The following is a 24,071-nucleotide window of genomic DNA, read 5'->3' on the forward strand; positions in this document are numbered from 1 at the left end:
TATGACCACCAGGCAGTTCCCGGACGACTTCCTCTTCGGTGCGGCGACGGCCGCGTACCAGATCGAGGGCGCGGCCTTCGAAGACGGCCGGAGGGCATCGATCTGGGACGCCTTCGCCCGCGTGCCCGGAGCGGTCGTCAACGCCGACAACGGCGACGTGGCCTGCGATCACTACCATCGCTACCGCGACGACGTCGCACTGATGAAGCAGCTCGGGCTGCAGACGTACCGCTTCTCGACCTCGTGGTCGCGGGTGCGTCCCGACGGCGGGCCGGTCAACGCCAAGGGCATCGACTTCTACAGCCGCCTGGTCGACGAGCTGCTCGCCGCCGACATCGTGCCCTGGCTGACCCTGCACCACTGGGACATGCCGCAGGCGCTCGAGGAGCAGGGCGGGTGGACCGCCCGTGACATCGCGGATCGCTTCACCGACTACGCGCTCAGCGTGCACGACGTCCTCGGCGACCGCGTGCAGCACTGGACCACGATGAACGAGCCGTGGTGCTCGTCGTTCCTCTCCTACACCGCCGGCGTGCACGCGCCGGGACGCACCAGCATCCGCGACGGCCTCCTCGCCTCGCACCACCTGCTGCTCGCACACGGGAAGGCGGTGCAGGCGCTGCGCGAGCGTGATGCCGAGCTCGACCTCGGCATCACCCTGAACCTCACGGTCGCCGACCCCGCCGACGCCGACGACCCGCTCGATGTCGACGCCGCGCGCCGCATCGACGGCCAGTTCAACCGCTGGTTCCTCGACCCGATCTTCCTCGGCGCGTACCCCAGCGACATCGTCCGCGACATCCGCGAGGTCGATGCCGCGGCGGTCTCCGACTGGCAGGATGCCGTGCACGACGACGACCTCGCCGTCATCTCGTCGCCGCTGGATGCACTGGGCATCAACTACTACCACGGCGAGCTGCTGTCCGGGCATCCGCAGCCGGGCGCCGAGGGCGACCCGCACGAGACGCCGGGGCAGCAGCGGCGGACCGCCTCGCCGTTCCCGTCGCACGACGGCATCCACTGGGTCGAGCGCGGACTGCCGCGCACCGGGATGGACTGGGAGATCCAGCCCGAGGGCCTGACCCGGCTGCTGCGGCGGGTATCCGAGGAGTACGCGAGCGGCGTGCCGCTGTACGTCACCGAGAACGGCGTCGCGTTCGACGATGTCGTGGGCGAGGACGGGGAGGTGGCGGATGCCGATCGCGCCGCCTTCCTGCGCGATCACGTCGCGGCGACGCTGGATGCCGTGGAGCGGGGCGTCGACGTGCGCGGCTACTTCTACTGGTCGCTGCTGGACAACTACGAATGGGCGTGGGGCTACGACAAGCGCTTCGGCATCGTGCGAGTCGACTACGACACCCAGCAGCGCACCGTGAAGGAGAGCGGCCGGGAGTACGCTCGCATCATCGCCGCGCGCGCGGTCTGACCGCAACCTGGGTCCCTGAGCCTGTCGAAGGGCCCGCCAGAGAGAAGAAGATGCCCCGTTCCACGATCGAAGAGGTCGCCGCGCTCGCCGGCGTCTCGCGGTCGACCGTGTCGCGCGTGGTGAACGGGTCGACGGCGGTGAGCGCCGAAGCGCTCGCCGCCGTGCAGCGCGCGATCGCCGAGCTCAACTACGCGCCCAATCGGGCCGCCAGGTCGCTGGCGAGCAGGAACACCCAGGCGATCGGACTGGTCGTCCCCGAGGACACCACGCGCTTCTTCGGCGACCCGTTCCTGGCATCCGTCGTCGCCGGGATCGGCGCGCGCCTGGCCGACTCGGACTACATCCTGAACCTGCTGATCGCCAACGACGACGCCGGCGGGAAGATGGTGCGCTTCGTGCGCAACGGCGCGGTGGATGCCGCGATCATCGTCTCGCACCACGCCAGTGACACGTTCGTGGAGAGCATCGCCGACGCGGTTCCCGTGGTGTTCGGCGGACGGCCCGCGGTCCTGCGGGACACCGACATCGTGATCGACGTCGACAACGCGGCCGCCGCACGTGAAGCGGTCGCGCATCTGCTCGCACTCGGGCGCCGGCGCATCGCGACGATCACCGGCACCATGACGATGTCGGTGAGCATGGACCGCCGCGACGGATTCCTCGCTGAGCTGGCGGATGCCGGGCTGGAGTCGGCCGGCGAGGTCGACGGGGGCTTCAGCGAGCAGGGCGGAGCGGATGCCGCGCGGCAGCTGCTCGCGCAGCCCGAGGTGCCCGACGCGATCTTCGCCGCCAGCGATCTGATGGCACGGGGAGCGATCGCGGTGCTGCGCTCGGCAGGGCTGCGGGTGCCGGAGGACGTCGCGGTGATCGGCTTCGACGATTCGGTCGTGGCCACGGCATCCGATCTCACCAGCGTGCGTCAGCCGATGTTCCACCAGGGCGAGATCCTCGCCGAGCTGACCATCGATCTGCTCTCCGGCCACCGCCCCCCACCGCTCACGCTGCTGCCCACCGAATTGGTCGTGCGCGGCTCGGCGCCTGCGGCTGAGAACCAGGGATCAGCCCGGAACCGGACGTCAGCGCGCTGAGTTCTCCGGTTCTCAGCCGTTCTCCGGTTCTCGGCGACGGGCGACGGCGACGGCGACGGCGCCCGCATGGCAGGGTGAAGAGCACGGCGAACGGAGCGCAGCATGGCATCCATCGATCTGAACTCGGATCTGGGCGAGAACACCCCCGACCGCATCGTGGGCGATGACGCCGCCATGCTCGAGATCGTCACCAGCGCGAACGTCTCGTGCGGTTTCCATGCCGGCAGCCCCGAGGGCATCCGCAGCACCGTGCAGGCAGCGGCGCGGCGCGGGGTCGTGATCGGCGCGCATCCGGGCTACCGCGATCACGCGAACTTCGGCCGCAGGAACGTCGAGATCGACTCGGCCACGCTGCAGGCGCACGTCGAGTACCAGCTGGGCGCGCTGATCGGGCTGGCGACGGCCGCGGGCACCACGGTCGCCTACGTCAAACCGCACGGCGCGCTGTACAACACGATCGCACGCGACGAGCGGCAGGCGGCCGATGTGGTCGCCGCCGTGAAGGCGATCGACCCGAGCCTGGTGCTGCTCGGGCTCGCCGGCGGCGTGGTGCTCGAGGTCGCGTCGAAGGCGGGCCTGCAGGTGGCAGCGGAGGCCTTCGCCGACCGCGCCTACCAGCCGGACGGGCAGCTCGTCCCGCGCAGCCAGGAAGGTGCCGTGCTGCACGATCCGACCGCGGTCGCCGAGCGCATGGTGCGGTTCGCCGAGACCGGCATGATCCGCGCCATCGACGGCACCGACGTGCGAGTGGAGGCGCAGTCGATCTGCGTGCACGGCGACAGTGCGGGCGCGATCGCGATGGCGGTGGAGACGAAGCGGATGCTGCAGCAGGCGGGCGTCACGATCGCCCCGTTCGCGGTGACCGCTCCGTTCGCCAGTCCAGACTCGGGTGCCTGAGATGCGCATTCTCACCGCATCCGACCGGGCGCTGCTCGTCGAGGCCGCCGACCTGGACGAGGCCATGCGCCTCAACCTCGCCTGGGACGGCCTGCCGGGTGTCATCGAGCGCGTCCCCGGAGCGCGCACCGTGCTGGTGCGCTTCGACCCGCTGCGGGTGTCGGCGCAGCAGCTGGCGTCGCTGCTGGAGTCGACGCGGGCGGATGCCGAGCACGTGCCGCACCTGCGCGAGGTGACCGTCCCGGTTCGCTACGACGGTGAGGACCTCGCCGAAGTCGCCGGCCTGCTGGGCGTCTCGGCGGATGAGATCGTGAACAGGCATCTCGCGGCGGAGTGGCGAGTGGCGTTCTCGGGCTTCGCGCCGGGGTTCGGCTACGCCGTCGGGAGGGATCCGCTGTTCGACGTGCCGCGGCGGTCGTCGCCGCGCACGCGGGTGCCGGCCGGTTCTGTCGCGCTCGCCGGGTATTTCACAGGGGTGTACCCACGCGAGAGCCCCGGCGGCTGGCAGCTGATCGGCCGTACGGACGCGGTGATGTGGGATGTCGATCGCGACCCGCCCGCGCTGCTGTCACCGGGAACCCTCGTGCGATTCGAGCGCGCCGCGCGGGCTGTCGCGGTGGTGGCGGGCTCCGCCGCGGAGAACGGAGACGAACAGGCGAGTTCTCGGCGTGTTGCCGGGCGACACGCCGAGCAAGCATCCGATCGTCTGCGTTCTCCGCAGGCGATACCTCGGCGGGCTCAGCCTTGGGGCATCACTGGTGTGCGGAGCATCGAGGTTCTCCGCCCTTCGCCGCAGCTGCTCGTGCAGGATGCCGGTCGACCCGGGCACGCGGCTCTCGGGGTATCAGCATCCGGTGCCGCCGATCGGACGGCGCTCCGCGACGCGAACCGCGCTGTCGGCAACGGGGCCCGCGCGGCTGCGCTGGAGAGCGTCGGTGGATGCGCGCTGCGGTTCCGCGGTGACGGGGTCGCGGCTGTCGCCGGTGCGGTCGGCGAGCTGTCCGTGACGGATGCCGCGGGCGTCACGCGCGCGATCCCGCACGGCGCACCCTTCGCCGTGGCCGACGGCGACGAGCTCGAGATCGGGCATCCCGACCGCGGTTTGCGCTACGTCATCGCAGTGCGCGGCGGCATCTTCGCCGCGGCGGCGCTCGGGAGCAGGGCATCCGACACACTCGGCGGGCTGGGGCCTGCGCCGCTGACGGCCGGTGACATCGTGGTGGTCGGGGCGGATGCTGCGAACGCAGTCGACCCGTTCTCGCTGCCGCGGGAGCTGCCGGAATCCGGTGACCTCGTCGAACTCGAGATCACACTCGGCCCCCGTGACGACTGGTTCACCGAGACTGCGCTGGAGGCGCTCACGGGGCAGGAGTGGGTGGTCACTCCCCGCTCGGATCGCGTCGGAATCCGGCTTCACGGCGAGGCGTCGCTGCAGCGTTCCGTCGATGGGGAGCTGCCCAGCGAGGGTGCGGTCGACGGCGCACTTCAGGTGCCGCCGGACGGGCAGCCGGTGCTGTTCCTGCCGGATCACCCGCTCACCGGCGGGTATCCGATCATCGGCGCACTCACGGATCGCTGTCTGGACCTGGCCGGCCAGCTGCCTCCCGGTGCGCGCATCCGCTTCCGTGTCGTCGACGCCCGGCACAGCCACCGTTCGCCGGATGGCGACCCGCAGATGCGCTGAAGCGCGACGTATGTCGATCGCGGCGTACACCGCTCCGCCCGCTCCGCTCGCTCGGGCCGAGCGCCGATCAGAGCTCGGCCGCGTCGAAGCTCAGCATCCGGATGGCGGCCTCGACCGTGCGGGCGAGCACCCGTTCCTCCGTCGCGATCGTGTACGCGACGATGCCACCCGCGAACCACTCGCTCGCCTCGGCGCCGTCGCCCACTCGTCCCGCCAGCGTGCCCGAGGTCAGCGACTCGGCGACCGCGACCCGCAGGTGCCTCGCGCGTGCGAGATCACTCAGCTGTGACACATCGTCCATGGCGGCGACGCTACAACGACGGTGATCGAGCTGCACCAGGGTTGACACGAACGGCGTCGGGCGTGCTCAGGACTCCGGGTCGCCTCCCGGTGCGCCCACGCCGGCGAGCGGCCGCGGGTCGTCCGCCCCGGTGCGCCGCAGCCGGGCGATCAGGTTGCCCAGGTGGTAGATCAGGATCGCGGCGACGGTGGCGATCACGATGCCGCCCAGCTCGAACCCGTTCTCGCCCTTGATCGCGAACCCGCCCACGGCGATGATCAGCGCGACCGCAGCCGTGTACTGGTTCACCGGGCGCGAGAAGTCGACGCGGTTGTCGATCCAGATCTTGATGCCGATCACGCCGATCAGACCGTACAGCGCGGTGGTGACGCCGCCGAGAACTCCGGGCGGCACCGAGTGGATCACCTCGCCGAACTTCGGCGACATGCTCAGAAGGACCGCGGTGATGCCCGCCACCCAGTACGCCGCTGTCGAGTAGACGCGCGTGGACGCCATCACGCCGATGTTCTCACCGTAGGTGGTCGTTCCCGAGCCGCCGAAGAAGCCCGCCAGCGCGGTCGAGACGCCGTCGGCGATGAGCGCCTTGCCGGTGTTCTCGTTGATCTTCGGGTCCTCGACCATCGTCGCCACTCCGCGCACGTGGCCGACGTTCTCGGCGATCAGCACGAGCACCACGGGCAGGAACATCGCCATCGCCGTCCAGGTTCCCGGCGTCGCGAAGTCGGGCAGGTGGAAGGCCGGCAGGCCGATCCACGGCGCCTCGTCGATCAGCTGCAGCGACGTCTTGCCGTCGAAGAGCGGGTTGGGGATATCGAGCTCGCCGCGGACCGCCGCGAAGATGTACCCGGCGATCACGCCGAGGAAGATCGAGATGCGGCCCAGGAACCCGCGGAACACGACCGCGAACAGGATGGTGATCGCCAGCGTGAACGTCGCCGTGATGGGCGAGACGGCGAAGTTGTCGTGCGCGGCACCGGCCAGGTTGAACCCGATCAGGGCGACGATGGTGCCCGCCAGCACCGGCGGCAGGAAGCGGTCCACCCACTGCACGCCGACGGTGTGCACCACGACGCCGATGATCGCCAGCAGCACGCCGACCGCGACGATGCCGGCCAGGGCCGAGCCCATCCCGGCGGATGCCGTGGCGGCCGTCACCGGCGCGATGAACGCGAAGGACGAACCCAGGTAGCTGGGCAGCCTGTTGCGGGTGACGAGCAGGAACAGGATCGTGCCGACGCCGCTGAACAGCAGCGTGGTCGGCACCGGGAATCCGGTGAGGATCGGCACCAGGAATGTGGCGCCGAACATCGCGATGACGTGCTGCACGCCGATCGCGATCGTGGCGGGCCAGTTCAGGCGCTCTTCGGGGCGGACGACGGCGTCGGGCGCGACAGTGCGACCGTCGCCGTGGATCTTCCACAGCGGCATGGGGGGCTCCTCGGGAGTCGTGACAGGGCGGCCGGATGTGTCCAGCCGAGGAAACACTATCGCGACGTTCGTTCACGGCCCGGGCCGGATGTCGGATGCCGAGGGTAGAACGGATGCCTGGAGGGTAGAATCCATGCCATGAGCCTGAACATCAAGAACGAGAGAGTGCACGATCTTGTTCGTCAGCTCGCCGAGCAGACCGGTCAGTCCATGACGAGCGCGATCGAGGATGCCGTGCGCCGGCGGCTCGCCGAGCTCGGCGGCGCCCGTGAGGCAGAGATCGCACGCCGTCGGGCGGCGATCGATCGGATCGTCGCGAGTGCGCGTCTGATTCCGCGGACAGGCAGGTCCACGGAGGAGATCATGGACGAGATGTACGACGAGATGGGCTTGCCGCGATGATCGTCGACTCGTCCGTCTTCGTCGCCCTGTTGCTCGATGAGCCTGACGGGGACGTACTCGGCGCGAAGCTGAATGCGCATCCGGTTGTCCTCTCCGCGGCGACCCTGACCGAGGCCTCGATCGTGCTCTGGGGACGGGCAGCTGAGCCGATGGTCCAGAAGCTCGACGAGCTTCTGGAGGCCATCGGCGCGACCGTCGCCTCCGTCGACGAACAGCAGGCCAGGATCGCCAGGGACGCTTACCGCCGTTATGGCCGCGGCTCGGGTCATCCGGCCCGTCTGAACTACGGCGATTGCTTCAGCTACGCTCTCGCCATCGCGCGTGACGAACCGCTGCTGTTCACAGGCGACGATTTCGTGCACACCGACGTGCGCATCGCGGTCGAGGAGCTCTGAATCGGGCAACGGGCCTGAGATCGGGTCCCTGAGCTTGTCGAAGGGCCGGGCTCAGCCTGCGAGCCGCTCGATCAGCTCGCGGTAGCGGCCGGCGGTGCGCTCGACGATCTCGTCGGGCAGCATGGGCGGCTCGCCCTGCTTGTCCCAGTTGGCGGCCAGCCAGTCGCGGACGATCTGCTTGTCGAAGCTGGCCATTCGCTCCTCCGCCGTCGCGGCGGTGCGCCAGGTCTCGGCATCCCAGTAGCGCGAGGAGTCGCTGGTGAGCACCTCGTCGGCCAGGCGCAGGGTGCCGTCGGCGTCCGTTCCGAACTCGAACTTGGTGTCGGCGAGGATCAGCCCCTTCTCGTCGGCGATCGTCGCGGCGCGCGTGTACAGCGCGATGGAGGTGTCGCGCAGCTCCGCGGCGCGTTCCGCGCCGACCAGCTCGACGACCTTCTCTAAGGTGATGTTCTCGTCGTGCTCGCCCATCGGCGCCTTGTAGGCGGGGGTGAACAGCGGCTCGGGCAGGCGGTCGCCGTTGCGCAGGCCGGCGGGCAGCGGGATGCCGCAGACGGTGCCGCTGTGCACGTACTCGGCCCAGCCGGAGCCGGTGATGTACCCGCGCACGACGCACTCGATCGGCAGCATCTCGAGCGCCATCGCGAGCATGCCGCGGCCGGCCACGGCATCCGGGATCTCGCCGGAGGCGATGTGGTTGGGCACGTCGGCCAGCTGCCGGAACCACCAGGTGCTGAGAGACGTGAGCAGCTCGCCCTTCTGAGGGATGCCGGGGGAGAGGACGAAGTCGAAGGCGCTCACCCGATCGGATGCCACGACCAGGATGCGCTTGTCGGCCGGATCCTCCGAGGCGTACAGGTCGCGGACCTTGCCGGAGTAGACGTGCCGCCAGCCGGGGATGCTCAGTGCTTCGCTCACGTCACCATCCTGTCACCTCGCCGTCAGGCGGTGTTGCGCTGTGAAGTGCTATAGTCCATATGGACTAATCGAGGTGGGGTAGATGACGGATGCTGCGCGGCTGACGCCGCTGGGCGCCATGGTGCTCGCGCTGCTGACTGAGCGCGACATGCATCCGTACGAGATGATCCGCCTGCTGCGCGAGCGGCGAGACGATCGCATCGTGCGGGTGACGAATGGCACGCTCTACCACACGGTCTCCCGGCTCGAGCGAGACGGATTGATCGCCGAGGTGGGGGTGGATCGCGACGGAAATCGACCCGAACGCACCACGTACACGCTGCGTTCCGATTCGCGGATGGTGCTCGAGGAGTGGGTGCGCGCGGGCCTGCGCAACAGTGAGCGCACCGCAGAGTTCCGCGTGGCACTCGCCGAGGCCCACAACCTGCCGCGCACCGATGTGATCGACCTGCTCGCAGCGCGGCGCGACGCGCTGCAGAACGAGCACGACGCCCTGCAGCAACGGCTCGACGAGGCTCGCGTGCACGGCGTGCCGGCGCAGTTCCTCATCGAGACCGACCGGCACATCACACTGCTGAACGCAGAGCTCACCTGGACCGACGCCCTCCTGGAGCGCCTCGCCGACCCGGACTTCGCCTGGATCGGCGACCACGGCTCGTCGGCATCCTCACCCTGCATGGACTAGTCCGCACCCCGGCATCCGAACCTTCACGACTCACATCGCGGGCAGCACCGCACAGCGAAAGGCGACACGCCAATGACAGACTCCACCTCCACGACCCGCGGACCGTCCACGGGGACGTACGCGCACGGCCACAAGCCGCGCAGCCCGTGGCCGGGCCTCTGGGCGCTGGTCATCGGGTTCTTCATGATCCTCGTCGACACGACGATCGTCTCGGTCGCGAACCCGGCCATCAAGGCCGCGCTCGACCCCGACACCAACAACCTCGACAACGTCGTGTGGGTGACCAGCGCCTACCTGCTCGCTTACGCGGTGCCGCTGCTGATCACCGGGCGCCTGGGTGACCGCTTCGGCCCGAAGAACATCTACCTGATCGGCCTGGTGATCTTCACCGGCGCCTCCCTGTGGTGCGGCCTGTCCACCACACTGGTCGGTCTGGTTGTCGCACGCGCCGTGCAGGGACTGGGCGCCGCCTGCATGACGCCGCAGACCATGGCCGTGATCACCCGCACCTTCCCGCCCGAGCGCCGCGGCGCCGCGATGGGCCTGTGGGGTGCGACCGCCGGCGTCGCGACGCTGGTCGGGCCGCTGCTGGGCGGACTGCTCGTGGACGGCTTCGGCTGGGAGTGGATCTTCTTCATCAACGTGCCCGTCGGCGTGATCGGCTTCGTGCTGGCCTGGATCTTCGTGCCCAAGCTCAAGACGCATCCGCACCGCTTCGACTACGTCGGCGTGGTGCTCAGCGCAGCCGCGCTGTTCCTCATCGTCTTCGGCCTGCAGGAGGGCGAGAAGTACGACTGGGGCGTGATCACCGGGCCCATCACCGTGTGGGGCATGATCGGCGCCGGCATCGTGCTGCTGGTGGTGTTCGTGCTGCAGCAGTGGAAGACGAAGAGCGAGGCGCTCGTGCCGCTCGGCCTGTTCAAGGACCGCAACTTCTCGGCATCCAACCTCGGCATCGCCGCGGTCGGCTTCACCGTGACCAGCATGTCGCTGCCGTTCATGTTCTTCCTGCAGCTGGCCCGCGGACTGACCCCGACCGAATCGGCCCTGCTGATGATCCCGATGGCGGTCATCTCGGGCGCGCTCGCCCCGGTCGCCGGCGCCCTGCTCGACCGGGTCGACCCGCGCTTCATCCTGGTGCCCGGGCTGCTGTGCGTGGCAGGTGGCGTGCTGTGGAACTCGTCGCTGATGAACATGGACACCCCCACCTGGATGTTCCTGCTGCCCTCCGCCCTGCTCGGCATCGGCAACGCGGGCATGTGGGGTCCGCTGGCCACTGAAGCCACGCGCAACCTGCCGCCACGTCAGGCCGGCGCCGGCGCCGGCATCTACAACACCACCCGCACGATCGGCTCGGTGGTCGGCTCCTCGGCCATCGCGGCGTTCATGCAGGCCCGGCTCGAGGCGAACCTTCCCGGGCTCGACCAGGCGCCCTCGGGCCTTGGCGGAGGCGGTGCGATGCCGGACTTCGTGGCCGACGGATTCTCGGCGGGGATGGCCCAGTCGATGCTGCTGCCGGTCGGCGTGATGGTGATCGCGCTCATCGCCTCGGTGTTCATCGGCCGCTACAAGGGGAAGAGCGCCGACGAGCTGCGCTGAGAGCATCGAGGGCCGCCCGGCGTGCATGCCGGGCGGCCCTCGTCTCGTCGTCTGAGACCTGTGTCAGCGCGTCGAGAACGCCGAGTCGAACGCGGCATCCGACGGCTGGTACGACGACAGCCGCCGCACGAACTCGAGAGCCTCCGGAGCGCCCACCAGGCGGTCCATGCCGGCATCCTCCCACTCCACCGAGAGGGGTCCGTCGTAGCCGATGGCAGTCAGCATCCGGAACGCGTCCTCCCACGGCACGTCGCCGTGGCCGGTCGAGATGAAGTCCCAGCCGCGTCGTGGGTCCGCCCACGGCAGGTGCGACGACAGTCGGCCGTTGCGGCCGTTGCCGAGGCGCTTCTTGGTGTCCTTGCAGTGCACGTGGAAGATCTTGTCCTGGAAGTCCCACAGGAACCCGACGGGGTCGAGGTCCTGCCACACCATGTGCGACGGGTCCCAGTTGAACCCGAAGGACTCGCGGTGCCCGATGGCCTCGAGCGTCCGCTTCGCCGTCCAGTAGTCGTACGCGATCTCAGAAGGGTGCACCTCGAGCGCGAAGCGCACGCCGACCTCGTCGAACACGTCCAGGATCGGGTTCCAGCGGTCGGCGAAGTCCTGGTATCCGGCCTCCACCATCTCGTCGGTGGCGGGCGGGAACATCGCCACGTACTTCCAGATCGACGATCCGGTGAAGCCGGTGACCGTCTTCACACCCAGCTTCGCGGCCAGGCGTGCGGTGTTCTTCAGCTCCTCGGCGGCGCGCTGGCGCACGCCCTCGGGATCGCCGTCGCCCCACACGCGATCCGAGAGCATGTTGTGGTGACGCTCGTCGATCGGGTCGTCGCACACCGCCTGACCCTTCAGGTGGTTCGAGATGGTCCACACCTTCAGGCCGTTGCGCTCCAGGATCGCCAGGCGGTCGGCGACGTACGCGTCGTCGTCCCACCGCCACGGGTCGAGGTGATCGCCCCAGCAGGCGATCTCGAGCCCGTCGTAGCCCCACTCGCCGGCGAGGCGGGCGACCTCCTCGAACGGCAGGTCGGCCCACTGGCCGGTGAACAGCGTGATCGGTCGTGACATCGTCGTCCTCTTCTCTGTCAGGGCACCCGTGCGGATGCCGGTCGATGTCGGGGGATCAGACCTCGGTCCAGGCGGATCCGTCGGCGGCGCTGCGCTCGACGGCATCCAGCACGCGCTGCACGCGCAGCCCGTCCTCGAAGCTCGGCGCGGGGGCGGTGCGTGCGGCGATCGCCTCGACGAGGTCCTTCACCTGGTGCGAGAACCCGTGCTCGTAGCCGAGCATATGGCCGGTGGGCCACCAGCCGGACAGGTAGGGATGCTCGGGCTCGGTCACCAGGATGCGGGTGAACCCCTGCGTGCCCGCGGGGCGGGTCGCGTCGTAGTGGTGCAGGGAGTTGAGATCCTCGAGGTTCCAGTGCAGCGCACCGCGGTCACCCGAGATCTCGATCTCCAGCGCGTTCTTGCGGCCGGTGGCGAACCGGGTCGCCTCGAACGAGGCCAGCGCTCCCGACGACAGCCGGCCGGTGAACAGCGCGAGGTCGTCCACGGTCACCGTGCCGGTGCCGGCTCCGGCGCGGCCGCCCAGGCCCACCGCTTCGCCCATCAGCGGCCGCTCCGAGACGATCGTCTCGAGCACGCCCGAGACGCTGTCCAGCGTCTGCCCCGTCACGAACTGCGTCAGGTCGATCGCGTGGGCGCCGATGTCGCCGAGCGAGCCGGAGCCCGCCCTGTCCTTCTCCAGGCGCCAGGTCATCGGCGACTCGGGATCGGCGAGCCAGTCCTGTCGATAGCTCGCGCGCACCTGGCGCACGGCGCCGATGCGGCCCTGGGCGATCAGATCGCGCATCAGGGTGACGGCGGGCACGCGACGGTAGGTGAAGCCGACCATCGACAGGCCGGCGGCGGACGCTGCGGCATCCGCCATCCGCTCGGCTTCAGCCACCGTGTTGGCCAGCGGCTTCTCGCACAGCACGTGCTTGCCCGCCGCGAGCGCGGCGACGGCGATCTCGGCGTGCGAGTCGCCGGGCGTGACGATGTCGATCACGTCGATGTCGTCGCGCGCCACCACCGCCCGCCAGTCGTCGGACGTCTCGCTCCAGCCCCAGTGCGCGGCGGCCGCGGCGGTCCTGTCGGCGTCGCGGCCCACGAGCACGGCCATCGCCGGGGCGAGTGGCAGGTCGAAGGCGGCGGGAGCCTGGCGCCAGCCCACCGAGTGCGCCGCCCCCATGAATCCGTGGCCGATCATGGCCACGCGCAGTGAATTGGTCATCGTTCTCTCCGGGAATGCGCCGGGCGGGCGCCGGCGAGGGCGCCCGCCCGGCGGGGAATCAGGACTCGAAGGCGAGCTTGATGAACTCGTCGACGTTCTCCTTGGTGACCACCGGTGCGTCGAGCACGATGCGGTACGGCACGCTGGGCGTGATCAGGTCGCTCATGGTCTTGCCCTGGGCGATGAGACGCGCGAGCGCGATGCCGTCGGCGGCCTGGGTGGACGGGTAGATGACGGTCGCCTTGACGACGCTGTCGTCAGCCTTGATGCGATCCATCATGTTGACGCTGCCGGCACCGCCGACGACGAAGAACTCGCTGCGGCCGGCCGACTCGATGGCGGCCATGACGCCGACGCCCTGGTCGTCGTCGTGGTTCCAGATCGCGTCGATCTTCGGGTTCGCGGAGAGCAGCTGCGATGCCGCGCTCTCGCCGCCGGCGACGGTGAAGTCGGCGGCGACCCGCGGGCCGACCTTCAGGCCGCACGCGTCCAGGGCGTCCTTGAAGCCCTGGGAGCGATCCTGCGTGAGCGGCAGCGAGTCGATTCCGGCGATCTCGCCGACGACCGCGTCGGACTTGCCGTCGAGCTGCTCGCAGATGTAGGTGCCGGCGCTGACGCCCATGCCGTAGTTGTCGCCGAGGATGGTGGCCCGCGAGGCGAAGGTGCTGGAGAACTCGCGGTCGACGTTGATGACGGGGATGCCGGCATCCATGGCCTTCTGGGCGACCTGGGTGAGGGCGGCGCCATCGGTGGGCAGCAGCACGATGGCGTCGACGCCATCGTTGATGAACTTCTCGACGGCCGCGATCTGCTGGTTGGCGTCGTTGGTGCCCTCGGCCTGGCGCAGCTCGACGTCGTCGAAGCCCTCGGCGGCGTTGATGGCGCCGGTGTTGATCGCGCCGAGCCAGCCGTGGTCCGCCTCCGGGCCGGACCAGCCGATGGTGACGGTCTCGCCCGACGCCTTGTTCTCGTCGCTGGTCGTGCCCTGGCGATCGGCCCCGCCGTCGTCGGTGGTGTTGGTGCAGCCGGTCACCAGGGTGATGGCGAACAGCGCGGCCGCGCCGGCCATCAGCGGACGGAGCCCGCGCTTGCGCATGCTGAGCATGTCGTTTCCTCCTTGAAAGATGATGCAGGTGCGTGCTGCACGAGTGGGAAGCTCGTCGGCACTCTCAAGGAGAACGTAACAGAAGATCGGCGCAGATGTACAGCTTTTGTATTTGTCACGGCAAAAGTGCGGAAGACCGGTTTTCCGCGTGGTTCCGGCGACTGAAGCTCGCGTTCCGCGCTGGGGAGTCCGGGGATGCGGCGCATGAGGCGGGCTCGCGAGGACTGAGCCGACATGTTATGTTCCTCGTGTGATCAAAGATGACCAGACTCCGGCATTACTCGAGATGCGTGGAGTCGAGAAGACCTTCGGAGCGGTCCGCGCCCTGCGCGGAGTCGACCTCGAGATCCGGCCGGGCGAGGTGCACTGCCTGCTCGGCCAGAACGGCGCAGGCAAGTCCACCCTGATCAAGACCCTCGCCGGCGTGCACCAGCCCGATGCGGGCGAGATCCTGTGGAACGGAGAGGCCGTCTCGATCGGCAACCCGCAGGCCGCGATCGACCTCGGCATCGCCACGATGTACCAGGAGCTCGACGTCGTCGACGACCTCACCGTGGCCGAGAACATCTTCCTCGGGCACGAGCGTTCCCGCGCAGGGTTCACCCGGCGTGCCGAGACCGCAGCGCGGGCGCGCGAGCTGCTGAAGCGGCTCGGCAGCGAGCGGCTCTCGCCCCACGCCGAGGTCGGCTCCCTGAGCGCGGCCGAGAAGCAGCTCGTGAGCATGGCGCGCGCCTTGTCGCACGACATCCGGCTGATCGTCATGGACGAGCCCTCGGCCGCGCTCGGTGCGGAGGAGGTGCGCAGCCTCTTCGACGTGGTGAAGGAACTGACCGCCCAGGGCATCGCCGTGATCTACATCACGCACCGGCTGGAGGAGATCCGCACCATTGGCGACCGGATCACCGTGCTCAAGGACGGCGCGAGCACCGCGAGCAATCTCGAGGTGGCCGACACCCCCACGCCGACCCTGATCACCCACATGACCGGCCGGCTGGTCGAGAACGTGTTCCCCGAGCGCGTGCCGATCGGCGCGGACGCGCCCGTGCTGCTCGAGGTCGAAGGCCTCGGCCTGGACGGAGTGTTCTCGGACGTGTCGTTCTCGGTGCGCGCGGGCGAGATCGTCGGGCTCGCCGGACTGGTCGGATCGGGTCGTTCCGAGATCGTCGAGACCGTCTACGGCGCCCGCCCGGCCTCCTCCGGCCGCGTGCTCGTCGACGGTGCGCCGCTGCCGCGCGGCTCCGTGCCCGCCGCAGTGCGGGCCGGCCTCGGGCTCAGCCCCGAGGAGCGGAAGTCGCAGGGACTCGTGCTCGGTGAGCCCATCTTCCGCAACGTCACGCTGTCGTCGTTCGCGCGGACGGCCACCGCCGGCTGGCTCGACGAACGCGCCGAGCGGCGCATCGCCCGCGAGCAGATCGATGCGATGGAGCTGCGGCCCGCCGACCCCGATCTGCCGGCCGGCACGCTCTCGGGCGGCAACCAGCAGAAGATCCTGCTGTCGCGATGGCTGGCGCACGGCAGCCGCATCCTGCTGCTGGACGAGCCGACCCGCGGCGTCGACGTGGGCGCCAGGGCCGAGATCTACGGACTCATCCGCGACCTCGCCGCGGACGGGCACGCGATCGTCATCATCTCGAGCGAGATCGAGGAAGTGCTCGGTCTCGCGGACACCGTGCTCGTCGTCGGCGACGGGCGCGTTCTCACCTCTCTCCCCGCTTCCGAGATCGATGAGCACGGCGTGCTCGATCTCGTCATGAAAGGAACCCCCGCGTGAGCGAGCAGACCCGTACTCCCGTCGTCGACCGCCCGGCATCCGCGCCGCGCCGGTCGCTGTTCTCCGGCGCGGCCGGGCGCAACCTCGGCCTGGTGGTGGCCCTGCTGGCCATCGTCGCCGTCGGGATGCTGACGGCGTTCGACAACTTCTTCAACCTGGGCAACGCGCTCGTCATCCTGCGTCAGGCGTCGATCATCGGCGTGATCAGCGTCGGCATGACCTTCGTGATCATCGCCGGCGGCATCGACCTCTCGGTCGGCGCGGTGCTGGCGCTGGCCTCGGTCGTCGGTTCGCTGGCCGCCATCCAGGACATCGCCAAGTCGTCGCACTGGATCGTCACGATCGTCATCGCACTGCTCGTGGGCACCGGGGCCGGGCTGATCAACGGCGTCGTCATCGCGTACGGCAAGGTGGCGGCGTTCATGGCCACGCTCGCCATGCTGGTCGGCGCGCGCGGCCTGGCCGAGGTGCTGGCGAACAACCGCACGCTGGTGGTCTCGGACCGCGGCTTCCTGAAGGCGATGAACGTCGACCTGCTCGGCATCGACATCCTCATCTGGATCTTCGCCGTCGTCGCCGTCGCCGGCTGGCTGCTGCTGAACCGCACGACCTTCGGCCGGCGCACGGTCGCCATCGGCGGCAACCGCGAGGCCGCTCGCCTGGCCGGCATCAAGGTGAACCAGCACGTGATGTGGCTCTACGCCCTGGCCGGGCTCACGGCGGGCATCGCGGCGGTCATGATCCTCGGGCGTACCAACGCGGGAACCTCCACCCACGGCAACCTGTACGAGCTCGACGCGATCGCCGCCGTCGTGGTGGGCGGCACGCTGCTGATCGGCGGGCGCGGCACCATCACCGGCACCGTGTTCGGCGTGCTGATCTTCGCTGTGCTGCAGAACGTGTTCGTGCAGAACAACATGTCCTCGTCGCTGCAGGCGATCACCAAGGGCGTGATCATCGTGATCGCCGTGCTGCTGCAGCAGCGCTTCGCCGTGAAGCGGGTGCGCAAGGGCACGCGACGGACTTCTGCCGAATCGCGCGCGTAGACTGCCACGGTACGGCAGAAGTCTCTGCACGACACCGGACCAGACGGGAGACGAATGCCGACCAACGCGAGCAGTGCCGGTGTCGGGGAGCTGTTCCAGCTGCTCCGCGACGGCGTCCCGCGCACCCGCGCCGAGCTGGCGAAGGCCTCCGGCCTCGCCCGCTCGACGGTGGCCGCGCGGGTGGACGAGCTGATGCACCGCGATCTCATCCGCCCGGTCGCGGATGCGGCATCCACCGGCGGCCGCCCGCCGTCGCAGTTCGCGCTGAACCCCGGGGCGAAGGTGGTCATCGGGCTCGACATCGGCGCCTCGCACACGACCGTCGCCGTGGCAGACCTGGCCGGAACCGTGCTCGCCGAGCAGACCGGCGAGCTGGAGGTCGCGCGCGGACCGGAGGAGGTGCTGGGCTGGGCGGTCGAGACCGCCGCGAGCCTGGTGCGCTCACTGGGCTTCGACCGTGGTCGCGTCGCGGCCGTCGGCGTCGGCGTGCCGGGCCCGGTGGAGCATCCCACCGGCCGTCCGGTGAACCCGCCCATCATGCCCGGCTGGGACCGGTTCGACGTGCCGGGCTGGGTGCAGCAGCACCTCGAGGTGCCGGTGCTCGTCGACAACGACGTGAACATCTCCGCGCTGGGCGAGCGCGCCTTCGCCTGGCCGCGGATCGACCACCTGATGTTCGTCAAGGTCGCCACCGGCATCGGCGCCGGCATCATCTCCCACGGCCGGCTGCTGCGCGGCGCGCAGGGCACGGCGGGCGACATCGGGCACGTGCGGGTCGCGCGCAGTGCCGACGTGCCCTGCCCCTGCGGTAACCGCGGCTGCCTGGAGGCCGTGGCATCCGGTCCGGCGATCGCCGCGTCTCTCGCCGCTCGGGGCTTCCCCGCCGCGAACGGCGCGGATGTCGTGGAGCTGGTCAAGCAGGGCAACGTCGAGGCCATCCAGGCGGTGCGTCAGGCCGGGCGCGACCTGGGCGAAGTGCTCACCACGTCGGTGAGCCTGCTGAACCCGTCGCTCGTCGTCATCGGCGGGGCGATGGCCCGGGTGGGCGAGCACCTCATCGCCGGCGTCCGCGAGATCGTCTACACGCGCACCACGCCGCTGTCCAGTGAGCACCTCACCATCGCGCAGTCGGTGACGGCCGGGCGCGCAGCGGTGCTGGGCGCAGCCGTGCTCGCGATCGAGCACGCCCTCTCGCCCGAGATCCTGCCGCAGAGCTTCGCGCTGGGCGGCTGACTGGGATCGGCGACCGGGACCGGCTCGGTGCGCCGGCTCCGTGCGTCGGCTCAGCCGGCTCAGTCGGCGACGCGCGCCGCGATGTCGTGGCGGTAGTGCGCGCCCTCCAGGCGGATCCGCCCGATCGCCTCGTAGGCGCGGCTGCGGGCATCCGCGAAGTCCGCACCCGTCGCCACGACGTTCAGCACCCGCCCGCCGGTCGCGACCAGCGATCCGCCGGGTGCGTCCGGCGCGCCGGTCGCGGCGTGCACGATGCGCACGCCGTCGACGGATGCCGCCTCGGCCAGCCCCTCGATCATGCGACCGGTCTGCGGTGACTCGGGATAGCCCTCGCTGGCCAGCACGACCGTGATGGCGACCTCGTCCGAGAACTCCGGGCGCGGCTGGTCCTCGAGGTGCCCGGACGCCGCCGCCAGCAGCAGCTGCGACAGCGGGGTGCGCAGTCGTGGCAGCACGACCTGCGTCTCGGGGTCGCCGAAGCGGGCGTTGAACTCGATCACGCGCACGCCCGCCGGGGTGAGGATGAGGCCGGCGTAGAGCAGGCCGATGAACGGCGTGCCCTCGGCATCCAGCTGGCGGATCACCGGCAGCGCGACGGTCTCGGTGACCTCGTCGACGAACGCCTCGACGCTGCCGAACTGCTCGGCCAGCCACGGCAACGGCGTGTACGCGCCCATGCCGCCGGTGTTCGGGCCGCCGTCGCCGTCCAGCGCGCGCTTGAAGTCCTGCGCGGGCGCGAGCGGACGCACCGTGTCGCCGTCGCTGAGGAAGAACAGCGACACCTCGGGGCCGGTGAGGAACTCCTCTACCAGCACGGGGCCGGCGGGCAGGTAGTGCTCGGCGTGCGCGAGGGCCTCGGCGCGGTCGGCGGTGACGATCACGCCCTTGCCGGCGGCCAGGCCATCGGCCTTGACCACGTGCGGTGCGCCGAAGTCGTCGAACGCCGCATCGACCTCGGACAGGGATGCGGCCCGCACCGCCCGTCCGGTGGGCACGCCGGCGGCATCCATGATCCGCTTCGCGAACGCCTTCGACCCCTCCAGCTGCGCGGCCGCCCTGCCGGGGCCGAACACCGGGATGCCCCGCTCGCGCAGCGCATCCGCGACGCCCGCGACGAGCGGGGCCTCCGGACCGATCACCACCAGGTCGATCCCGCGCTCGTTGGCGAACGACGCGACCGCGGCGCCGTCGAGCGGGTCGACGTCGACGATCGCGGCGTCCTGGGCGATGCCGGCGTTGCCGGGAGCGGCGAGGATCTCGTGCTCGGCGTCCTCCGAGCGCAGGGAGAGGATGATCGCGTGCTCGCGCGCGCCGGAGCCGAGGACCAGGATCTTCATGCCCGCAAGCCTACCGGCGGGCCTCGAAGGGATCAGACGGTGGAGAGGTCAGACCGTGACCGGGCGCTCGATCGACGGGTCCCAGGGCAGCGCCCAGCCGGCCGCGTCGAAGAGCGCGTTCAGGATGCCGGCGGTGAACCCCCACACCACGGTGCCGTCCACCTCGAACGCGGGGCCGCGGTACGTCATCCCGTCGCGATGCAGCACCGACGTGTACCGGTTCGCGGGGTCGATCAGCTGCGCCACGGGCACGCGGAACACGTCGACGGTCTCGGCATGATCCACCGCCGCCACGCGCGACGGCTCGCGCCACCAGCCCAGCACCGGCGTCACCAGGTAGTTGCTCACCGCCAGCGGGATCTCGGGCAGCGCGGCGAGCACTTCGACACCGTCCGGATCGAGCCCGGTCTCCTCCTGCGCTTCGCGCAGCGCCGTGGCGACGGCGTCGGCATCCTGCGTCTCGCGGCCGCCGCCCGGGAACGACACCTGCCCCGGGTGCGACGAGAGCGTCGCCGCGCGCCGCTGCAGCAGCACGTCGAGGTCGGCGGCGACGGTGAGCTCGTCGGTGCGCGCGGGGATGCTGTCCAGCCGGCCGAACAGGATCAGCACGGATGCCGGATGCGGCGCGTCCACGGTCATCGGGAGGACCGGCGTCCACTCGCCCGCGCGCGCGGCCGTCGCGATCAGCTCGGCGCGTGCGCCGCGCAGCGCCGTGGTCTCCGCTGATTCCGTCATCGTCATCGACCCTACGCCCGTCGCGGCTCCGTGGCGGCGCGCGCGCTCGCGGAGGATCCGCGCGTCAGACGATCACGACCGTGACGCCGACGTCGCGCAGCCGCTCGAGCTCCTCGGGATCGGCGCTGTCGTCGGTCACGAGCAGGTCGACGTCGGTGGCATCCGCCATCTGGGCGAGCGCGACCCGGCCGATCTTCGATCCGTCGGCGACCACGATGGTGCGCTGCGCCTTGATGACCATCGCGCGGTTGGTGCGCGCCTCGGTCTCATCGTGCGTCGTGACACCGGCGCGCGCGCTGAACCCGTCGGCGCCGAGGATGGCCGTGCCGACGTTGATCGCGTTGAAGGTCGCCTCGGCGAGCGCGCCGACCAGCTCGAGGGACTGCGGCCGGAGCATCCCGCCGGTCATCACGACCCGCAGGCGCGGATGGGGTGCGATCAGAGAGGCGATCGACAGCGAGTTGGTGACGACGGTGAGCTCGGCGTGATTGACGAGCTCCCGGGCCACGCCGGCCGTGGTCGTGCCGCCGCTCAGCGCGATCGCCTGCCGTTCCCGGGGGATCCGCGCAGCCGTCTCACGGGCGATGCGGCGCTTGGCGTCCTGGAAGCGCGTGTCCCGCAGCGCGACGGGAACCTCGGCGAGCGAGCCGGCGGCCTTCGCGCCCCCGTGCGTGCGGATGATCAGCCCCTGGGCGGCGAGCGCGGTCAGATCCCGCCGCAGAGTGGCTGCGGAGCTGCCGAACATGTCCGTGAGCTCGCCGAGAGTCGCCTCGCCGCGTTCGGCGATCGCGTCGAGGATGCCCGCCATCCTGCGAGAGCGCTTGGGAGACCCGCCGATGTCCGCGACGGACTGGACACTGTATTCGGACGCCATGTCTTCGATCATCCACAGTGAGCGAATGACTGTCAATCGGATCATCTGCTTGCGCAAGGCGTGCATTCGGTCTCAGAATCGCCTCATGCCCACGATCACGTTCATCGGTGCCGGCAGCGTGGTGTTCACGCGCCAGCTCGTCACCGATCTGCTGAGATTCCCCGACCTGCCCGCACTCGACATCGCGCTGCACGACATCGATCCCGCGCGGCTCGAAGTGGCGCGGCTGACCGTCCTGGACATCAGCCGCCAGCTCGGGTGCCCGGTCTCCGTGCGCGCGCTGTCCGATCGCCGGGAGGCGCTCCAGGGCGCCGACTTCGTCATCAACATGATCCAGGTCGGCGGCATCCAGGCCACGCGCGTCGACCTGGAGATCCCCGCGGCCAAGGGGCTGCTGCAGACGATCGGCGACACGACGGGCGTGGGCGGCGTCTTCCGCGCCCTGCGCACCTTCCCGGTGCTCTCCGGGATCGCCCGTGACATGCAGGAGCTGTGTCCGGACGCGTGGTTCCTGAACTACACCAACCCGATGGCGATGAACGTGTGGTGGATGTCGACGGTCGCTCCCGCCATCAGGACCGTGGGGCTCTGCCACAGCGTCTACTGGACCGTGAACGACCTGTGCGAGCTGGTCGGCGTTCCGCTGGAGGGCACGCACTACCGTGCGGCCGGGGTGAACCACCAGTCCTGGTTGACGGAGTGGAGCCGGGACGGCGAGGACCTGTATCCGCGGCTGCGCGAGCGGATTCAGGAGCAGCCGGACCTGCGGCGCCGTGTGCGCGCCGAGATCTTCCGCCGCATCGGCTTCTACCCGACCGAGACGAGCGAGCACTCCTCCGAGTACCTGAGCTGGTTCCTGCGCTCGCCGCAGCAGATCGAGCGGTTCCGCCTCGAGCCGCTGCAGTACATCGGCATCTCCGAGGAGAACGTCGACGAGTTCCATGATGCGCAGCGGCGACTGTCGCGGGGCGAGCACGTGCCGCTGCACGACGAGGGGGATGCCGCCGAGTACGCTCCGCAGATCATCCACTCCATGCTCACCGGCACGCCCAGGGAGATCCACGCGAACGTCGTGAACGCGGGGCTGATCGACAACCTGCCGCAGGGAGCGGTCGTCGAGGTGCCCGCGACCGTCGACGGCGACGGCGTCCATCCGATCGCGTGGGGGGCGATCCCGGCAGCGGGCGCGGCGCTGAACCGCGCCTACCTCTCCGTGGCCGAGCTCACGATCCGCGCCGCCCGAGAGGGCGACCCCGAGCTGGTGCGCCGGGCGGTGCTGGCCGACCCCAACGCGAGCTCCACGCTGACTCCCGATCAGATCTGGCAGCTGTGCGACGAGCTCACCGCGGCGCACGGCGAGCTTCTGCCCGCGAGCCTCGGGGGTCGGCTGAACGAAGCGATCATCTGAGCGGCGCCGTGCCGCCCCGAGTGGGGCGATGAAACCGGTTAAGTGCAGATGCACGTCATTTCGACTGATCGATTCGGGCATTTCTATTGATAAGTGAGCATTCTCTCCGCCATCATGAGGGGAACTCGCTCAGAGAGGACCGCAGCATGCAAAGTCGCACCCGTCGCCGGATCTCCATCGCCACGGCAGCCACCCTGGCCGTCACCGGCGGTCTCGTCGGATGCTCTGCTCCGCAGGGCGCCACCGAGCTCGACCCCGAAGCAGACGTCACGATCACCTGGTGGACAGGCCAGAGCGACGAGGCCGAGACGCTTCTGGAGGGGATGGCCGACGAGTTCGAGAAGCTCCACCCCAACGTCACCATCAAGATCTCCTCGGGCGCCTCGTCCACCGAGGAGCTGCTGCAGAAGCTGTCGGCGGGATTCGCGGGCAACTCCTATCCCAACATCTCCTACGCCTTCGGGTCGTGGGCCAGCGAGCTGGAGTCCTCGCAGCGCACCCTCGACATCACCGACGAGGTCCAGGACCCGGAGGTGGGCTGGGACGAGTTCTCCGAAGCGGCGCGCGCCACGGTGCAGCCGACCGGCGAGTCCATCATCGGATTCCCGGCGCTGGTCGACAACATCTCGCTGATCTACAACAAGACCGTCTTCGATGCGGCCGGCGTCGACTACCCGACCGAGGACTGGACCTGGGACGACTTCCGCGCCGCGGCGAAGAAGCTCACCGACCCCGCCGAGGAGACGTACGGCTACGCGTACTCGGTCTCCGGCTCCGAGGAGACCACCTGGCAGTTCTGGCCGCACCTGTGGCAGAACCGCGGAGAGATCCTCGCCGATGACCAGTCCGTCGCCTTCGCCGGCGATGAGGGCGTGGCGGCGCTCGAGTTCCTGCGGGCCATGGCCGTGGACGACAAGAGCGTCTACCTCGACCAGACCGACACCAAATTCGCGCAGCTGTTCGCGTCGGATCGCATCGGCATGATGACCTCGGGACCGTGGCAGCTGTGGGACCTGAACGAGGCGGGCACGGACTACGGGGTGACGATCCTCCCCGGCACCGACGGCGATCACCAGACGGTGTCCGGGCCGGACATCTGGGCGCTGTTCGACACGCAGGACGTGAACGAGAACTACTGGTCGGTCAAGCTGATGACCTGGCTCACCGCCCCGGAGCAGGATCTGCGCTGGAACGTCGCCTACGGCAACCTGCCGCTACGGGACTCCGAGATCGACACCCCCGAGTTCCAGGACCAGGTGATCGCACTGCCCGGGCTGGACGTCATGGCGAAGAACAACGAGAACGCGCTGAAGGCGCGCCCGACCGTCTCCGGATACGTCGGGCTGTCCGAGGCGATCGCCGACGCCATCTCCAAGGTGCTCCAGGGGCAGGGGACTCCCGAGGACGCGTTGAAGAACGCGGCGGAGAAGGCTGATCGGGCGCTCTCGAACCGATGACGACGCC

General features: G+C 69.9%; 22 protein-coding genes. 13 read left to right on the forward strand and 9 right to left on the reverse strand.

Translation table 11 applies throughout. The annotated features are described in order from the left end of the window. Position 1: 1 nt before the first annotated feature. From Q9R19_RS00265 to Q9R19_RS00280, 4 genes are all read left to right on the forward strand, one after another. Positions 2-1,426, forward strand: a complete 1,425-nt coding sequence (locus tag Q9R19_RS00265) for a GH1 family beta-glucosidase (RefSeq protein WP_311254354.1) — start codon at positions 2-4, stop codon at positions 1,424-1,426. Positions 1,427-1,476: 50 nt separating this feature from the next. After that, positions 1,477-2,514, forward strand: a complete 1,038-nt coding sequence (locus tag Q9R19_RS00270; RefSeq protein WP_311254355.1) for a LacI family DNA-binding transcriptional regulator — start codon at positions 1,477-1,479, stop codon at positions 2,512-2,514. A 102-nt stretch (positions 2,515-2,616) separates the two neighbouring features. Then, on the forward strand, positions 2,617-3,411 hold the full coding sequence (locus Q9R19_RS00275) for a 5-oxoprolinase subunit PxpA (protein ID WP_311254356.1): 795 nt from the start codon (positions 2,617-2,619) through the stop codon (positions 3,409-3,411). Between the two features lies 1 nt (position 3,412). Next, the gene (locus Q9R19_RS00280; RefSeq protein WP_311254357.1) at positions 3,413-5,095 is read left to right on the forward strand and encodes an urea amidolyase family protein; all 1,683 of its coding nucleotides are present in this window, start codon (positions 3,413-3,415) and stop codon (positions 5,093-5,095) included. A gap of 67 nt (positions 5,096-5,162) precedes the next feature. Here Q9R19_RS00280 and Q9R19_RS00285 read toward each other — a convergent pair whose 3' ends face one another. Next, positions 5,163-5,396 carry a CinA family protein gene (locus Q9R19_RS00285; RefSeq protein ID WP_311254358.1) on the reverse strand — a complete coding sequence of 78 codons (234 nt, stop codon included), beginning with the start codon at positions 5,394-5,396 and terminating at the stop codon, positions 5,163-5,165. Positions 5,397-5,462: 66 nt separating this feature from the next. Beyond that, positions 5,463-6,824 carry a solute carrier family 23 protein gene (locus Q9R19_RS00290; protein WP_311254359.1) on the reverse strand — a complete coding sequence of 454 codons (1,362 nt, stop codon included), beginning with the start codon at positions 6,822-6,824 and terminating at the stop codon, positions 5,463-5,465. Between the two features lie 138 nt (positions 6,825-6,962). Here Q9R19_RS00290 and Q9R19_RS00295 point away from each other — a divergent pair, with 138 nt between their 5' ends. Continuing rightward, a complete protein-coding gene (locus Q9R19_RS00295; protein ID WP_311254360.1) occupies positions 6,963-7,226 on the forward strand; it encodes a type II toxin-antitoxin system VapB family antitoxin in 264 nt (87 codons plus the stop codon). Then, positions 7,223-7,621, forward strand: a complete 399-nt coding sequence (locus Q9R19_RS00300) for a type II toxin-antitoxin system VapC family toxin (protein ID WP_311254361.1) — start codon at positions 7,223-7,225, stop codon at positions 7,619-7,621. The genes Q9R19_RS00295 and Q9R19_RS00300 overlap by 4 nt, the downstream gene beginning before the upstream one ends. A 51-nt stretch (positions 7,622-7,672) precedes the next feature. On the opposite strand, the gene Q9R19_RS00305 is transcribed toward Q9R19_RS00300, so the two are convergent. After that, on the reverse strand, positions 7,673-8,536 hold the full coding sequence (locus Q9R19_RS00305; RefSeq protein ID WP_311254362.1) for a phosphoribosylaminoimidazolesuccinocarboxamide synthase: 864 nt from the start codon (positions 8,534-8,536) through the stop codon (positions 7,673-7,675). 82 nt (positions 8,537-8,618) lie between these two features. Between Q9R19_RS00305 and Q9R19_RS00310 the strand changes: the two genes are divergently transcribed. Together Q9R19_RS00310 and Q9R19_RS00315 are read left to right on the forward strand one after the other, a co-directional pair. Then, a complete protein-coding gene (locus Q9R19_RS00310; protein ID WP_311254363.1) occupies positions 8,619-9,221 on the forward strand; it encodes a PadR family transcriptional regulator in 603 nt (200 codons plus the stop codon). Between the two features lie 72 nt (positions 9,222-9,293). After that, entirely contained in the window at positions 9,294-10,820 is a 1,527-nt protein-coding gene (locus tag Q9R19_RS00315) for an MFS transporter (RefSeq protein WP_311254364.1), read from the forward strand. A gap of 63 nt (positions 10,821-10,883) precedes the next feature. Here Q9R19_RS00315 and Q9R19_RS00320 read toward each other — a convergent pair whose 3' ends face one another. From Q9R19_RS00320 to Q9R19_RS00330, 3 genes are read right to left on the reverse strand one after another with little or no spacing between them, the layout of a single operon-like run. Then, a complete protein-coding gene (locus tag Q9R19_RS00320; RefSeq protein WP_311254365.1) occupies positions 10,884-11,888 on the reverse strand; it encodes a sugar phosphate isomerase/epimerase family protein in 1,005 nt (334 codons plus the stop codon). Positions 11,889-11,943: 55 nt separating this feature from the next. Then, on the reverse strand, positions 11,944-13,098 hold the full coding sequence (locus Q9R19_RS00325; RefSeq protein ID WP_311254366.1) for a Gfo/Idh/MocA family oxidoreductase: 1,155 nt from the start codon (positions 13,096-13,098) through the stop codon (positions 11,944-11,946). Between the two features lie 58 nt (positions 13,099-13,156). Further along, entirely contained in the window at positions 13,157-14,194 is a 1,038-nt protein-coding gene (locus tag Q9R19_RS00330; protein WP_396653454.1) for a substrate-binding domain-containing protein, read from the reverse strand. 295 nt (positions 14,195-14,489) lie between these two features. Between Q9R19_RS00330 and Q9R19_RS00335 the strand changes: the two genes are divergently transcribed. The 3 genes from Q9R19_RS00335 to Q9R19_RS00345 are packed head-to-tail and all read left to right on the forward strand — an operon-like array spanning position 14,490 to position 18,253. Then, on the forward strand, positions 14,490-15,974 hold the full coding sequence (locus tag Q9R19_RS00335) for a sugar ABC transporter ATP-binding protein (RefSeq protein WP_311254368.1): 1,485 nt from the start codon (positions 14,490-14,492) through the stop codon (positions 15,972-15,974). Next, positions 15,971-17,020 (forward strand): ABC transporter permease, encoded by a 1,050-nt coding sequence (locus Q9R19_RS00340; RefSeq protein ID WP_311254369.1) that lies wholly within the window; start codon positions 15,971-15,973, stop codon positions 17,018-17,020. Before Q9R19_RS00335 ends, Q9R19_RS00340 begins: the two co-directional genes overlap by 4 nt. 54 nt (positions 17,021-17,074) lie before the next feature. Next, the gene (locus Q9R19_RS00345) at positions 17,075-18,253 is read left to right on the forward strand and encodes an ROK family transcriptional regulator (RefSeq protein ID WP_311254370.1); all 1,179 of its coding nucleotides are present in this window, start codon (positions 17,075-17,077) and stop codon (positions 18,251-18,253) included. 59 nt (positions 18,254-18,312) lie between these two features. Here Q9R19_RS00345 and purD read toward each other — a convergent pair whose 3' ends face one another. The 3 genes from purD to Q9R19_RS00360 all read right to left on the reverse strand — a co-directional run bounded on the left by purD (position 18,313) and on the right by Q9R19_RS00360 (position 21,199). Then, the gene (gene purD, locus Q9R19_RS00350; RefSeq protein ID WP_311254371.1) at positions 18,313-19,590 is read right to left on the reverse strand and encodes a phosphoribosylamine--glycine ligase; all 1,278 of its coding nucleotides are present in this window, start codon (positions 19,588-19,590) and stop codon (positions 18,313-18,315) included. Positions 19,591-19,638: 48 nt separating this feature from the next. Beyond that, a complete protein-coding gene (locus Q9R19_RS00355; protein WP_311254372.1) occupies positions 19,639-20,325 on the reverse strand; it encodes a CoA pyrophosphatase in 687 nt (228 codons plus the stop codon). A 64-nt stretch (positions 20,326-20,389) separates the two neighbouring features. Next, on the reverse strand, positions 20,390-21,199 hold the full coding sequence (locus tag Q9R19_RS00360) for a DeoR/GlpR family DNA-binding transcription regulator (protein ID WP_311254373.1): 810 nt from the start codon (positions 21,197-21,199) through the stop codon (positions 20,390-20,392). An 85-nt stretch (positions 21,200-21,284) separates the two neighbouring features. Between Q9R19_RS00360 and Q9R19_RS00365 the strand changes: the two genes are divergently transcribed. Continuing rightward, complete coding sequence (locus Q9R19_RS00365) at positions 21,285-22,607, forward strand: alpha-glucosidase/alpha-galactosidase (RefSeq protein ID WP_311254374.1); 1,323 nt, start codon at positions 21,285-21,287, stop codon at positions 22,605-22,607. Positions 22,608-22,753: 146 nt separating this feature from the next. Continuing rightward, complete coding sequence (locus tag Q9R19_RS00370; RefSeq protein WP_311254375.1) at positions 22,754-24,064, forward strand: extracellular solute-binding protein; 1,311 nt, start codon at positions 22,754-22,756, stop codon at positions 24,062-24,064. The last annotated feature ends 7 nt before the right edge of the window (positions 24,065-24,071 follow it).

The organism is Microbacterium sp. ARD32 (assembly GCF_031844385.1).
In the GTDB taxonomy this organism is placed as follows: Bacteria; Actinomycetota; Actinomycetes; order Actinomycetales; family Microbacteriaceae; genus Microbacterium.